At 75.0% G+C, this 14,157-nt stretch carries 6 protein-coding genes; 1 reads left to right on the forward strand and 5 read right to left on the reverse strand.

The genetic code is table 11. The features are described 5' to 3' along the window. Positions 1-30: 30 nt before the first annotated feature. Genes ACIA8R_RS26360 through ACIA8R_RS26370 form a run of 3 tightly spaced genes read right to left on the reverse strand, consistent with a single transcriptional unit; the run spans position 31 to position 7,279 of the window. Positions 31-2,814 carry a hypothetical protein gene (locus ACIA8R_RS26360; RefSeq protein WP_397040927.1) on the reverse strand — a complete coding sequence of 928 codons (2,784 nt, stop codon included), beginning with the start codon at positions 2,812-2,814 and terminating at the stop codon, positions 31-33. Continuing rightward, positions 2,811-5,954, reverse strand: coding sequence for a hypothetical protein (locus ACIA8R_RS26365; protein WP_397040928.1), 3,144 nt, complete (start codon positions 5,952-5,954; stop codon positions 2,811-2,813). The genes ACIA8R_RS26360 and ACIA8R_RS26365 overlap by 4 nt, the downstream gene beginning before the upstream one ends. Beyond that, the gene (locus ACIA8R_RS26370) at positions 5,951-7,279 is read right to left on the reverse strand and encodes an SWIM zinc finger family protein (RefSeq protein ID WP_364092001.1); all 1,329 of its coding nucleotides are present in this window, start codon (positions 7,277-7,279) and stop codon (positions 5,951-5,953) included. Before ACIA8R_RS26370 ends, ACIA8R_RS26365 begins: the two co-directional genes overlap by 4 nt. 297 nt (positions 7,280-7,576) lie before the next feature. On the opposite strand from ACIA8R_RS26370, the gene ACIA8R_RS26375 reads away from it, so the two are divergent. Next, on the forward strand, positions 7,577-9,262 hold the full coding sequence (locus tag ACIA8R_RS26375) for a tetratricopeptide repeat protein (protein ID WP_397040930.1): 1,686 nt from the start codon (positions 7,577-7,579) through the stop codon (positions 9,260-9,262). A 10-nt stretch (positions 9,263-9,272) separates the two neighbouring features. Here the strand turns inward: ACIA8R_RS26375 and ACIA8R_RS26380 are convergent, their stop codons facing one another. Together ACIA8R_RS26380 and ACIA8R_RS26385 are read right to left on the reverse strand one after the other, a co-directional pair. Beyond that, entirely contained in the window at positions 9,273-10,823 is a 1,551-nt protein-coding gene (locus ACIA8R_RS26380) for an alpha/beta hydrolase (RefSeq protein ID WP_397040931.1), read from the reverse strand. Between the two features lie 107 nt (positions 10,824-10,930). After that, positions 10,931-14,116: an amidohydrolase family protein gene (locus ACIA8R_RS26385; protein ID WP_397040933.1), complete on the reverse strand. Its 3,186-nt coding sequence runs from the start codon at positions 14,114-14,116 to the stop codon at positions 10,931-10,933. Positions 14,117-14,157 lie beyond the last annotated feature (41 nt).

Genomic DNA, 14,157 nt, shown 5'->3' on the forward strand with positions numbered 1-14,157 from the left:
CGGCCGTCACCCTCGGCCGGGCCGGGTCGATCAGGTCGGCCGGGTCAGCTCCCGGTGGAGGTTCCGGCAGGCGCGGGTGAGTGAGGTCGAGCCGCGTCTCTCCGCGTGGGCGGCCACCTCCGGGATCTCGCCGCGCGCGCCCGCCCACGTGGCGAGGTCGGTGGCCAGCACGACGGCGTCGGTGTGCGGGCGCCGGGCCCGTTCGCCCTCGCGGGGGAGGAAGACGGGCAGGTGGTGGCGCATGATCGTCCACACCTCGGCGTGCGCGCCCTGCTTGGCGGCCAGTTCCAGTGAGGGCAGCGCCGGGTCGGTCTCGTGGCGGGTGCGGCGGCCCAGCAGGCGGCCAGTCTCGGCGGCGGGAAGCGCGCCCCTGGCCGCCAGCTCAAGCAGCGGGGGCACCGCGTCGTCGCCCTCCAGGGTGAGGAAGTAGGCCAGGACCAGGGCCGTGGCCGGGCCGGACGCGCCTTCGGCCGACGCGAGGCCGCGCAGGTCGTCGATCGTGAGGTCGGGCGGGTCGAAGCGGCCGGTCAGTCCGATCGCCAGATGGGCCGCCACGAGCTCCCGGTGGTGCGGCATCATGCCCGGCCAGAACCGCCGTGACGCGCGCCGGGACGGACGTGTCCCGGACGGCGCGGTCAGCAGGGCGTCGAGGTGCGCGAGACCGGTGGGCTCCACGGGCCGCCAGCTCACCTGGGGGCCGAGCCCCCGGTCGCCGTGAGGCCCGAGGTCGAGGCTCCAGGTCAGCTCCACCTCCGGAGGCGGCGGCGCGCCGCGCTCGAACCAGCGGGCCACCACCGCGCCGGCCGCCGAACCGAGGCCCTTCGCGCGTGCGGCCAGGTCGGGGGCGGGGCCGGGCGGAAGGCGCAGCAGGGCCTGCTCCAGATCCAGCGGCAGCGGTTCGCGACCGGAGTCCGCGTACCCGGCCAGGCGGGTGAGCAGGGTCTCGGGGTCGAGGTGGCCGTCGGCGCGGGTGGGGGTGGCCAGCAGGACCGGGGGCAGGGCTCCGGCCTTCGCCGCGCTCAGCAGCTCGTCGAGGCGGGCCAGGAGGAAGGCGTGCGGGTGGGCGCAATTCCGCTGGTGGGGGAGGCGGCTCCAACCGGCGGACGCGGGCCGCGCGCCGGGGGCGTAGAGGTCGTGGAGGTCGGGCTCGGCGTCGTCCGTCCGGAGGAGGTCCGCCCGCACGTCGGCGGGCAGCTCGTGGATCGGGACCATCGTGCGCAGGGCGGGGAACAGCCGGAAGGCCGTGGCCGCGAGGGTCACCATGCCGTCGTACAGGGTGTTCCCGAGATCGCCGGCCGGGTCGGGGAGGACCCGGCGCCGCGGACGTGACCCGGGCGGCCCCGGGTCCTCGCCGGGGTTGACGAGCTCCCTGGCCAGCGCGGTGCACCAGTCACGAGGGGACTCCCACGACGGCGCGTCGTAGAGCACCGGCCGCAGGTCCTCGCCGAACCGCCGGGCCAGCCTCTCCCGCAGGGTGCCCGGATGCGCGTGCGCCTCCCGGACGACCGCCGCCAGCCACGCCTCGACGCCGATCCAGCCGATCTCCCCCGGCGGCCCGCCGTCCGGGCCGCCGTCCGGGCCGCCGTCCGGGCCGGACGCGGGGAACGGGCCGGGCACGACGGGCTCCGGCAGCCGGCCCGGGGTGAAGTCGCCGGTCCAGCCTTCGACGAACCGCTCGCGGAGCCGCCGGGCCGAGGCCGGGGGCAGCAGTTCGGCGCCCTCCAGGATCGGGGCGGGGTCGGGGAGGTGGGCGGCGTGCCTGAGGGTGAGGGCCACCGCGCGGTCGCGCACCTCGTGGGAGGCGTGCGCGTACGCGTTGGTCAGCGCGGTGACGTGGTCGGCCACGCGTTCGGGATGGCGGCCGAGATCGCGGTCGAGCCAGGTCAGGCCCTTCACCGCGAGCATGGCCTCCTGGCGGAACGTCATCACCTCGACGGCCTCGGCGGCGTCCGCCGGGTCGAGGCGCGCCCGGCGTACCTGCTGCCAGGCCAGCTCGGCCACCGGGCCCGGCGCGGCGGCCAGCAGCCGCAGGTAGTCGCGCACCAGCCCGGCCGACTCCTCCGGCGCAGGCGCCACGAGCGTGTGCAGCCGGACGAAGAACCGCAGGTCACGCGCGTCGCCGCCGAGCAGGAACCGGCGCACGCAGCCGGCGATGACCTGCTCGCGCGGCAGCGCGCGGGCGGTCAGGGCCAGCCAATGGGACGGCTTCGGGGTGAGCGTCTCGCCGGCCAGTGCCCGGCCCGCGCCGGCCGTCTCGAAGATCCGCGGAAGCAGGTGCGGCGTCAGCGGGTCCTCGGCCACGGCCGCCGCCGACAACCAGGCCGCCACCAGCGGTTCGTGGTCGGGCGGGGTGGTCGCGCCGTCGCGCAGCAGTTCCAGGGCCAGCGGCACGATCCGGTCGTCGGGACGGCGGACGCGGCGTGCGATCCGGGCCGCCAGATCGGCCCGCCAGGCCGCCGGGCGGCCGGAGAGCGCCTTCACCAGCCGGTGCGGGCTCGGCGCGTCGGTCCCGCGGGGATTGAGGTCACGCTTCGTCAGCCAGGTGGCGGCGCCGGCCGGGCCGGGAACGGTCGCCGCGCCCGTCATCCTCAGCGCCTCGGACAGGCGGGCGGCGTGGCCGTCGGCGGTCCAGGCGAAGCCGTCCCAGCCGATGGCGGCCAGCCGGGGGCGGACCTCGGCGAGCAGGCCGGGCAGCTCGGCGGCGACGGCGGCCCGCTCGTCGCCGGTGAGCGTCGGCAGCCGCGCCGCCAGGCCCTCGGTGTCGCGGGCGAGCACGAGGTTCCTGATCTCGGTGCGGACGTCGTCGGCGGTCACGAGGTGGCTCCTGTGAGCTGGGCGTGCAGGCGCCGGCACTCGTGCGCGAAGCGGGTCGTCCGGCGGCCGCGGGCGTACTCGGCGATGACCGGCATCTCCCCGCGCGCGCCGGTCCAGTGCGCGACGTCGGCGGCGAAGGCGACGAGCGAGGTGTGGGTCGCCGTGACGCGGCGCCCCTCGCCGGGCAGCATCCCGGGCAGCAGGGTCAGCAGGATGCGCCACACCTCGTGGTGGCCGCCGGCTTCGGCCAGCGCGGTCAGGGCCGCGATGGCGGGGCGGGTCTCCTGCCAGGTGCGGCGCAGCACCAGCGCGAGCTGGCGGCCGATCGCCTCGGCGGGCAGCTCGCCCTTGGCGGCCAGGTTCAGGATCTGCCGGGTCACGCCGGGCACGCCGCCGGCCAGGAGGAAGGCGAGGATCACCGCCGTCGGCTCGCCCATCGGCCCTTGGGCGATCTCCAGGCCGGCGAGCCCCGCCGGGGCGCTCCACACCCCCCAGTGGCCGTGCAACAGGTAGGGCAGGAAGTTGACGGCCACGACCTCGCGGTGCGAGGGCAGCATGGCGGGCCACGCGCCGACCGTGTGGCCGGACTCGCCGGTCGAGTCGGACGGCTCGCGCAGCAGCACCTCGTCGATCAGCCGATGGCCGGTCGGGGCCGTCAGCCGCAGCACGGGCCGCAGTCTGACCTCGGTGAAGTGTTCCGGCTCGCCGTCACCGAAGTCGACCATGGACGCGCCTGCCATGTGACGCCACACGTGGCCGCACTCGGGGTCGGCCAGGCCGTCGCCGGCGAGCCAGCGGGCGGCGGACCCGGCCGCCTCCGACTCGACCTTGGCGGCCCGCTCGGCCGCCGCCGGGTGGGCGCCCCGGGGCAGCCGCAGCAGCGCCTGCGCCAGGTCGGCCGGCAGCGGCTCGACGCCGGCGGCGGCGCACGTCTCCAGCCGGTCGATCAGCACGTCGGGGTCGAGGTGGCCGCTCGTCCAGGTCGGCGTGGCCAGCAGCACCGGTGGCAGCGTGCCGGTCCGGAGGGCCTCGGCGAGTTCGGCGTGGCGGTGCAGCAGGAAGTCGTGGGGCGGGGAGACACGATGGGCGTGGGGCAGCCGGTTGCGCCGCCGCCACTCGTCCTGCTCGGGCAGCTCATGGGGCATGTACGAACGCAGCCGCGGCGGGACGAAGACGACGGTCACCTGCACCAGCGGCTCGTCGGGGCCCGGCGGGGGCACCTGGTCACCCGCCCGCATCGCGGCGATCCGGGCGGGCCGCACGCCGAACTCGGCCATGCGCTCGTAGGCGTGCTCAAGGATGTGGTCCGGCATGGCCTCCGCGGAGTCGTCGTACTGGATGCCGGGCCTGGCCTGGGCCGGGTGGAGAGGGTCGGGGTCGTTCAGGTGGATCCGGCCTCCGGCGAAGGAGATCTGCCGGTCGCCCTCGTGGGCCACCGCGTTGCCGGGGCCGTCGTCGCTGGTCCAGGTGATGAAGAAGGCGCGCAGCGGGGCGTCGTCGTCGAGGTAGCGGCCGGGCCGGTGGAAGCCGCCCACCATGATCCGCCGGGACTGCGGCGGCTGCGCGGCGGGATCCTCGCCACGGGTGAGGACGCGCGCCCTCAGGGAGTGGCTCGCCTGGTCCCAGAACTTCTCCGGCCGGATCGGCGGCACCTCCGGCACGCTGCCCGGGGTGACCAGCTCGGCGGACAGCGCCGCCTGCCAGCTGTCGGGGTCGAGGCGCACCTTGTCGGTCCGCCAGTAGCTGTGGACCTGCTCGGCGTGGCCCCTGAGATCGTGGCGCAGTGCCGCCCGGTCGCCGGCGGCGCCGGTGACGAAGGCCGCCAGCCAGCGTTCCTGCTCGATCCAGGGCTCGTGGTGGTCGGGGAAGACCGACGGCTCGGGGAAGCGCCGCGCCTCGGGCGGCTCGGGCAGCGGCGGGAACTCCTTGCGCTCCAGCAGCTCCTCGACCGGTATGTCCCCGCCGAACCGCCCGGCCAGCTTCGCGCCCAGATCCGCGGGGAGCGCGCGGACGCCGTCGAGGATCGCCTCGGCGTGGTCGGCGAACAGGGCGGCGTGCCGCAGCGTCAGCTCGACCGCGCGGTTGCGCACGTCGAAGGACGCGTGCGCGTAGGCCGTGGTCAGCGCGGTCACGAAGTCGGCGGCCGTCTCCGGCGTGGCCCGGATCGCCTGGTCGAGCCAGCGCAGGCCCAGGGTGGCGAGCTTGGCCTCGGCCCGGAAGGTGAGCGCGTCGACCGCCTCGACCAGGTCGGCGTGGTCGAGCGGCATCGCCCCGCGCACCTGCGCGGCGGCCAGCTCGGCGACCGTGCCCGGGGCCGACGGCAACAACCGCAGGTAGTCGCGCACACGGGCGGCGGACTCCGCGGGCGTGGGGTCGAGCAGCGTGTGCAGCCGGACGAAGAAACGCAGGTCCTGCGCCTCGCCGCCGCGCAGGAACCGGCTCACGCAACCGTCGAGCGCCTGCTCCCTGGGCAGCTCGCGGGCGGCGGCGGCCAGCCAGCGGCTGGGCCGGGGCTCCAGCCGCTCGTCGCGGAGGGCACGGCCCGCGCCGTCGGCGTCGAAGACGCGCGGCAGCAGCACGGGGGTCAGCGGGTCGCCGGGCACGCTCGGGACGGTCAGCCAGGCGGCCACCAGCGGGTCGTGGTCGGGCGGCACGGCCCCGGACTCGCGCAGCAGCGCCACGGCCAGCGGCGCGATGCGGTCGGCGGGACGGCGCACCCGCCGGGCCAGCCGGACAGCGACGTCGCGCCGCCACTCCAGGGGCCGGGTGGCCGCCAACCGGCACACCTGGGCGACGTTGGGCTCCCTGGCCCAGCGGCGGTTGACGTCGCGGCCGGTCATCCAGGCCACGGCGGCGGCCGGGCCGGTGATGACGCCGACGCCCGTCAGCAGCAGCGCGCCGGCCACGGTGTCGAGCAGGTCGCCGACCTCCCAGGAGGCCATCTCCTCGACGCCCTCGAAGTCGTCGGGGTGCTCGGCGCGCAGCCGTTCGGTGCGGGCCTGGCGCAGCTCCTTGACCAGGCCGGGCAGCCGTCCGCCCAGCTCGGCGCGTTCCTGCTCGGTGATCGTGCCCAGCCGGTCGGCCAGACGGGCGACCTGGTTGCGGGTGATCAGGTCGAGGATCTCCGTCCAGAGGGTCATCGGGAGACCTCCACGGCGGCGCGGGCGACGATCCGGGCGGCCAGCACGTGCTTGCAGGGCCCGCGGGAGCCGCGATGGTCCCACCACCACTCGCAGGTGCAGGAGCCGTCGGCCAGCGAGACCCGGCGGGTGCCGCCCGAGGTGCGGACGGTGGCCGACTCGCCTTCGAGGTGCACCGCGCCCGCCTCGACCAGCTTGCGCGCCTTGGCCAGCCGCGGGTTGAGCAGGATCACGTTGTCCTTGTCGTAGGGCAGCTCGCGGTGGAAGTGGGCGGCCTCCGAGAGGTCGTAGCCGACCCGGCCGGCGACGCCGAGCCGCGTCAGCGCGGCACGTACCCGGTCGGCGGGGATGCCGGCGCGGTCGGCCAGCAGGCCGATCTCGATCTCGGGCTCGAAGTTGAGCAGCATGCCCACCACGTCGGCGTCGTTCTCGGCCTCGTCGGTGGCCAGGTCGTCGAGCACCGCGCCCTCGCCGGAGAAGCCGCGCCAGCGTTCGGGCGAGAGGGTGAGCGTGTAGCGCATGCCGGGCAGCTCCAGCTCCCAGGCGCTGGAGGCGGCGTCGGGCGGGCCGTACACCCGCAGGGACTTCGCGAAGCGCAGCAGCGGCAGGAGGGTGCCGAGCCGGTTGGGGCCGGCGAGCTGGACCGAGCCGGATACCTGGTGCTGGGAGACCTTCAGGTCGCGCCCGGACTGCGCCACCCACACCGTGCCCTTCTTGGGCAGCCCGCGCAGGAACCGCACCGCCGCCATGCCGGCCAGCTCGCCGCGCTGGTCCATGCCCGAGGCGATGACCTGCACCTCGGCGAACCCGCGCAGCCAGCGCTCGGGCAGCGGCACCTTCTTCTCCACCACCGCGCCGTCCGTCGTGGTCACGACCAGCTCGTCGAGGCCCACCCCCAGGTGCAGCGGGTCGCGCGTGCCGATGCGCGCCAGCGCCTCCCGCAGCGGCGCGTTCACGTCGACGTTGGTGGTGCCCCGGTCGAAGACCTCGCCGTCGAGCGCGCCGTCCAGCAGGTCGAGCCGGGCGTACACGCCGCCGCAGGCCGAGAAGGACTCGAAGCGCAAGCGGTCGCCGTTGCACGTCACCACCGGGTCGCGTACCCAGCCGGGCCGCGACTGCGGCTGGTGGTAGCGGGCCAGCGCCACGTCGGCGACGCCGAGCAGGGCCGCGGCGGCGGGGGCGGCCTGCGTGACCACGCCGCTGAAGAACCGGGGGGCCACGGCCGGGCCGGACAGGGCCCGGCCGCCGGAGGTCGCCAGACCGAGCCGGCCGTCGACGAGGGAGGAGGGCGCGGCGTACGTGTACGCCTGCGTCGCTGAAGTCATGGCCGGGACGATAGATCGCCCCACCGACAAGATCGCTGCTTCACTTTCCGCGGCCTTCGACGCCAGATCATCTTTAATACCGGATGGTCTACTCATTTCGGACAAGCCGGTTTATGCTCTGGGCATCCTGAAGTGGATCACACCCCCGGGAGGCGCCCATGAAGAAGATGACCATCCGCCGCAAGAGCACGCAGCGCCTGATGTCCGGTGCCCGCCGGCTCTGGATCGAGTGGTGCTGGTAGGTGCCAAGACGGCGGGCGCCCTCGGGTGCCCGCCCCTGCGGTCTCCGGACCTGCCGTGAACCGCTTCGACTGCCATCGCGGGCACGGGCCCTACGCCGGGGTCTCCGGCTTCCTCGCTGAGATCGCCGCCGACCGTCCGCGCCTGGCCGCCCCTCACCGGGTCGAGCTGTACGCGATCGCCCCCTGGCTCGACCGTACGGCCCGGCCGGCCGCCGAGGAGGAGCCGATCAGGTTCCACCCGGCCCGCCGCACCGCCTGCCTGGCGTACGGCGCCGCGGAGTTCGCCGCCTCCTGGGCCGGCACCCTGCGCCGCCCGGTCACCGTCACCTTCGAGCACGTCGCGCACGCCGACGAGACCACCGCCGAACTGCTGGACACCCTGCTCCCGCGGATCGCCTCCACCCCGCTGCGCCTTGACCTGCGCGACGACGGCCGCGCCGAGCCCCCGCCGCTGCCCACGGACCCGGACGCCGTCCGCGCCGCGCTCGGCGACGGCCTGGCCCGCGGCTTCTACCACCACGCGGCCCGCGTCGCCGCCCACGGACGCGCCATCGTCACCCCCGAAGGCGACCTGCGGCAGTGGTGGGCCTGCACCACGGGCCTGGCCACCGCGCTGGCGGCGCTGGAGCGCGCGGAAGAGGCGCTCGCACTCTACGACGAGGCCCGCGCGGCCACCGGCGACCCAAAGATCAACATGTCCGCCGCGTACGCCACCGCCATGTTGTACGCCCGCCACCTCCCGGCCGCCCGCCAGGACCCCGGGCAGGCACGACACTGGCTGGAGGAGGCGCTCCGGCTGGCCGAAGACGTGGACGACCCCCGCCACCAGGTGATCTCCACCGTCTTCTACGAGCAGGGCCTGGCCCTGCTGGACGCCAAGGCCGGCGCGCCCGCCGAGGCGCTGCGGCTGATCGACGACGGGCTGGCCAGGCTGACGGCGGTGCTGGCGCCGGGCGAGCACCCGCAGCACCTGGCCCGCCTGCGCCACAACCGCGCCCAGGTGCACCTGGCTCTCGGCGACCCGGCGCGGGCCCTGGCCGACCTCGACGGCGTGATCGCCCACGACCCGGACAACAGCGAGTACTACGTGGACCGGGCCGCCCTGCACCGCGCGGCCGGACGCGTCCAGGCCGCGATCAAGGACTACGGCACCGCCATCCGCCTGGGACCGCACCTGCCCGAGGCGTACTACAACCGCGCCGTGCTCCTCCTGGAACGCGGCCGCGACGAGCGGGCCCGCGAGGACCTGGGGCGCGCGCTCGCCATCGACCCCGGCCACCTGGACGCCCGGATCGCCCTGGTCAACGCCCACCTGGAGCGCGGCGCGCTGGACGCCGCCGAACGCGACGCGCTGGCCGGCCTCGCGCTGGCCCCCAAGGAGCCGGCGCTGCTGTGCACGCTCGGCCTGATCCGCTCCGAGCGCGGCGAGCCGGCCGAGGAGCTGTTCACCCAGGCCCTGGAGGGTGACGAGACGCTGGTCGAGGCGTGGACCAACCGCGCCGCCGTGCGCTTCGAGCGTGGTGAGGTGACCGCCGCCGTGGCCGACCTGGACCGGGCGGTGGCGCTGTCGCCCGCGCCCGAGCCGCGCTACAACCGGGGCACCGCGCTGGCCCGGCTCGGCCGCTGGGAGGAGGCGGCCCGCGACTTCACCGACGCGCTCGCCCAGCCCGGCCTGGACCGGGCTCTCCGCCGCGACCTGCGTGCCGAACTGGCCCGCTGCGACCGCGCCCGCTCCGGCTGAACCGCAAGGCTTACTGTGCGTCCGCCTTGTCGCAGGTGGTGTCACGGCCGGGCAGGACGCCGTCCACCAGGTAGCGGTTGACCGTGGTGTTCACGCAGGTGTCGCCCGCGGCGAGGTAGGCGCCGTGGCGGAAGGCGCCGCGCAGGGTGACCATGCGGGAGCCGGTCAGCGTCCGGTGCATCGCCCGCTGGCCGGGGAACGGGGTGACGGGGTCGCCGTCGGCGCCGACGACCAGCATCGGGACGTCGTTGCCGAGCCTGGTGGGCGCCTCCACGGGGGCGGACGGCCAGAAGGAGCAGGGGCTGAGGTTGCGGGTCATCGGCCCGAACAGCGGCTCGTCCGCGCGGTGGGCCTGGATGTCGCGGAAGTAGCCCTCCACGTCGCGGGAGGCGGCCCGGTCGGCGCACAGGATCGGGGTGCCGGCCCGGTCCTCGGCCGGCCCCGAGCCGGTGAACAGGCCGTCGAGGGTCTCCTTCAGCGACGCCGGGACGGTGACCGCCTCGCCGCGGGCGGCGCCGGCCAGCGTCCGCACCTCCGCCGCGAAGCCGGCGTACGCCTTGGCGCTGTCGTCGTAGAGGCGGACGAACAGCAGGTAGGGGATGTGATGGGCGTCGATCCGGTACGCGCCGACCCGCAGCGGGCGGCGGGCCGCGGCCCGGTCGACGCGCTCCACGGTGGCCAGGACGTCGGCCCGGGTGCCGCCCAGGCCGTACTCGGCGTCGCGGGCGGCGGCCCAGGCGGCCCAGTTCCCCAGCGCGGCGTCGATGGCCGGGCCGTTCGCGGACAGCAGGTCGGGGCCGTAGACGTCCGGGCCGACCGCGCTGTCCAGCACGAACCGGTCGGCCCGTGAGCCGAACAGCTGCGTGTAGACCGCGCCCAGATAGGTGCCGTAGGAGTAGCCGAGATAGGACAGCCTGGGCTCGCCGAGGGCGGCGCGGATGACGTCCATGTCGCGGGCGGTGTTGCGGGTGGAGGCGTACGGCAGCAGGTCGCGGCCGCCCTTGGCGCACCCGTCGGCCAGCTCCTTCATGAGCGTGACGCTCTCGTCGAAGGTGCGGCGGGTCGGGCCGGCCGACCGGGTGGGGGTGTCGGTCGTCCACCGGCAGCGGATCGGCGTGCTGCGGCCGACGAAGCGCGGGTCCATCCCGATCAGGTCGTACCGGGCCGCGACCTCGGGCATGAGCCGGCCGAGCAGCGGCCGTGGCAGCCCGCTCCCGCCCGGACCGCCGGGGTTGATCAGCAGGACGCCCCGGCGCGCGGCGGGGTCGGTCGCCTTGATCCGTGAGATCGCCACCGAGACGGTCCGCCCTCCTGGCCTGCGGTGGTCCAGCGGGACGGTGACCTCGGCGCACTGGGCCCCCGCCGCGTCGAGAGCCTCGCCGATCTCGTCGCCGCGACCGGTCCGGCAGCGGTGCCAGTCGAGCGTCTGGCGGTGGAACCGGGTCGCGTCACCGGCCCGGGCGTCACCCGTGACGGCCGCCGACGCCTGGCCGGTGACCGCGAGCCCCGCCACCAGGGTCGCGCTCGCGGCGACGGCTGTCACGATCTTTCGTGCACGCACAGAAAGCCCCCTTTTCTGATGATGTCGTCACCGACGCTAGGGTTCCGTGCGTTTGATCTTGATCGGCCGAACGGCCGACCGGGGTCGGCCTAACGGACATTCCCCGCTCAGTGGCCGTCGCAGCAGGCGGTGCGGGCCGCCTGAAGGTGGACGGGCTCGTTCCACCAGTGGCCCGCCGTGCTCGGATGGACGGGGACGCGGTCCCTGACCCTGCCCGAGGCGGCCGAAGCGGCGGGCGTCGCCTGGTCGGTGGTGGTGGCGGACGGGTAGGGCGCGAGAAGCCGCTCGACCGTGTGGTGCCTGCCGCCGACGACGACGGCGGTGACATTGGCCGCGTCCTCGATGCGGGACAGCGGGTCGCCGCGGACGATGGCCAGGTCGGCGTACATGCCCTTGGCGATCCTGCCCAGCGGGAGGCCGAGGTGGGCCCCGGACGCGCTGGTCGCGGCGGTGAGCGTCTCGCGCGGGGTCAGGCCGAACCTGACCATGGCGCGCAGGTTCATGTGCAGGCTGACCCCGAGATGGTCGATCGGCGCGTCGGTGCCGGCGGTGACCACCCCGCCGCCGCGGATCATCGCCGTGAGCTGCGCGACCTGGTTGGCGAGGTTCGTCCGGGTCACCTGGACCGCCGCGGGGTCGGCGTTCTGCACCGTGGTGACCGTCGCCCGGAGCTGGGCCATCCGCCAGTTCGGGTAGAGCCGGCGCACCCGTTCGTCGGTGACGAGCGAGGTGTCCTCCCGGTAGAGGATCGAGGAGGTGAACAGGGTGGGGGTTCTGGCCATCTTCGAGGCGTTGAACATGGAGATGACGTCGGAGTAGGCGGACCCGACGTTCGTGACGGTGCGCGAGTAGCCGAACCGGTTGGTGGCGCCGACGTGCTCGGTCTGGTCGCCGCCCATGGCGATCGCCGGATAGTGGTAGTGCGAGCTGACCGGCCTGCCCCGCCGGTGGGCCCACTCGATGACCTCGCGGTGCCAGGCGACCGGCAGCCGTACGTAGCACTTCAGCAGGTCGTAGTCGAGGGCGGCGGCCCGCCGCAGTTCGAGCAGCAGTTGGTCGTGGCTGTAGGTCGGGCGCATGAAGTTGTAGTAGACGCGCGCGCCGTCGATGGCCTCGCCGGTGCCCAGGTAGCGCGGCGCGAGCCGGGCGCCGGACTGCACCGACTCCCGCTCCTCGACCATGTGGTACGCGGGTGAGCCGGGCGAGCGCGTCGTGGTGACGCCCAGGGCGAGCCACAGCGGACCCTGCCGCGATCCGTAGGCGTAGCCCTGCATCTCCCGGTGGTGGTGGATGTCGATCAGGCCGGGCATGACGAATCCGTCCCGGGCGTCGATCAGGGTGCCGGGCCTGCCGTCCCGGTGCGGCTCGACCGCGGTGATGCGCTGGCCTCGTACGAGGATGTCGACGTCGTGGGCGACGTGGTCGGAGACGCCGTCCCACATGCGGCCCGCGTGGATGACGACCTGGTCGGGGCCGGGGTCGTTGCGCCAGGTCAGCCGCATCGGGATCGGCCGCGCGGGCCCGCCGTCGAGGCGCGCGCTCTTGAGACGCCCCTCGTTCAGGTAGAGCAGGGTGGCGGAGTCGCCGGCCCAGACGGGGGCGTCGGAGACCTCCCGGGTGACCTGACGGGCGGCGCCGGTGGGCCGTCCGGAACTGTCGACGGGCAGCACCCACAGGAGCGACTCCATGGCGAACGCCAGCATGGTGCCGTCGGGGGACCAGACGGGACCGTCGTCGCCGCGGGTCTGGAGGGACCGGTGCGGCGCGGGGTCGACGTACGTGCCGGCGCCCGTGGCCCGGTCGACGAGCAGGATCTTGGACAGCCCTTCCCGGTAGCGTCGCGAGTACGGCACCACCGCGGCCATCGCCAGCGTCCGGCCGTCGGGTGACCAGGTCGGGCGGCCCGGCTCGAAGGTGGCGTCGTAGATCTTCTGGAGGTCGCCGGTGGAGACGTCCACGACCCACAGGGCGCCGTCCTGGTCGAGGTAGGCGATCTCTCGGCCGTCCGGCGACCAGCGGACCGACAGGGCGGCGGAGTCGGTCAGCCGGGTCACCTGCCGGTCGGCGCCGGTGCCCAGGTCGCGCACCCAGACGTTGAGCGTGCCGGTGCGGTCGGTGACGAACGCCAGCCGCCGCCCGTCGGGGGAGAAGTCCGGGTCGGCCTTCCACCAGCGGTCGCGGAAGAGCGGTTCAGGGGTGCCGCCGCCGCGCATCAGGTAGATGTCGTTGAGGGCGCGGAAGGCGATGGCGGAACCGTCGGGGGAGACCGCCGGGCTGCCGATCCCGACGACGGGGAACGACCCCGGCTCGTCGAACACGCGGACCCTCTTCTGGTACTTCGGAGTGGTCGTGGTGAGCGCGGCGGTGAATCCGACCGTGCCGACGGACGTGGAATCGAGCCGGCGCACCTTGATGGCGCCCGCGGAGGTGTAGTAAAAGCGTCCGTCAGGGGCGAAGCGGGCACGGAACGGGAAGACCTCCTCGCCGGTGACGAGGGCGCCCGCGGTGCCGGCCAGCTCGTTGGCGCCCGAGCGGAAGAGGTGGTAGGCGAGGTCGGCGCCGTTCGGCAGCCAGGACGGCTGGTGGACGACCTGGCCGGTGGGCACCGTGACCGCCGTGCCGCGCGTGCCGGTGGCGACCTCGATGACGTCGATCCTGGTGTCGGCGACGACGAACGCGATCTTCCGTCCGTCGGGCGACCAGGCCGGTTCGTACTCCTCGGCGGGGCCGTCGGTCAGGACGCGGCTCGCTCCGGTGGCGACGTCGAGCAGGTGGATCCCGTAGCTGCCGCCCGCGTCGGAGGCGTAGGCGATGGTCCGCCCGTCGGGGCTGTAGCGGGGCTCCCGGTGATCGAACGGGCCGGTGGTCAGCTTTTTGATCGCGGACCCGTCGGGGCGGATCGTCCACAGGTCGAAGACGCCGTCGCGGTACGACTGGAACACGAGGGTGCCGCCGTCGGGGGACCAGTCGGGCTGGGCGATGTCGTACAGGTCGCTGGTGAGCCTGCGGGCGGCGCCCCCGGAGGCGGAGCAGACCCACAGGACGCCGAGCAGGTCGAGGGCGAGCCGGCGGCCGTCGGGCGAGGGAGCGACGGCGAAGTCGGTGCCGGAGGTGACGGCCGTACGGGCGGCGGCGCCCGCCATGCCCCCGACGCCGGCCCGCGCCGGTGAGGCCGGGACGAGCACGGCGGCGAGGGCGGCGCCGCCACCCGCCAGAACGGCCCGGCGGGACGGGCGGGAGGTCGATCCGGAGGAGGAGGTGAACGCGTCGGGAGGAACCGGAGCATGGGACATCGCGAATCTCCATTCCACTATTCAGATGGTCAGCGAACCGC

This window comes from Nonomuraea sp. NPDC051191 (genome assembly GCF_044455665.1).
In the GTDB taxonomy this organism is placed as follows: domain Bacteria; phylum Actinomycetota; class Actinomycetes; order Streptosporangiales; family Streptosporangiaceae; genus Nonomuraea.

Bases quoted from the DNA above. Each gene is read 5' to 3' on its own strand.
- ACIA8R_RS26365 (WP_397040928.1), bottom strand. From the start codon at position 5,954: ATGACCCTCTGGACGGAGATCCTCGACCTGATCACCCGCAACCAGGTC.
- ACIA8R_RS26370 (WP_364092001.1), bottom strand. From the start codon at position 7,279: ATGACTTCAGCGACGCAGGCGTACACGTACGCCGCGCCCTCCTCCCTC.
- ACIA8R_RS26385 (WP_397040933.1), bottom strand. From the start codon at position 14,116: ATGTCCCATGCTCCGGTTCCTCCCGACGCGTTCACCTCCTCCTCCGGA.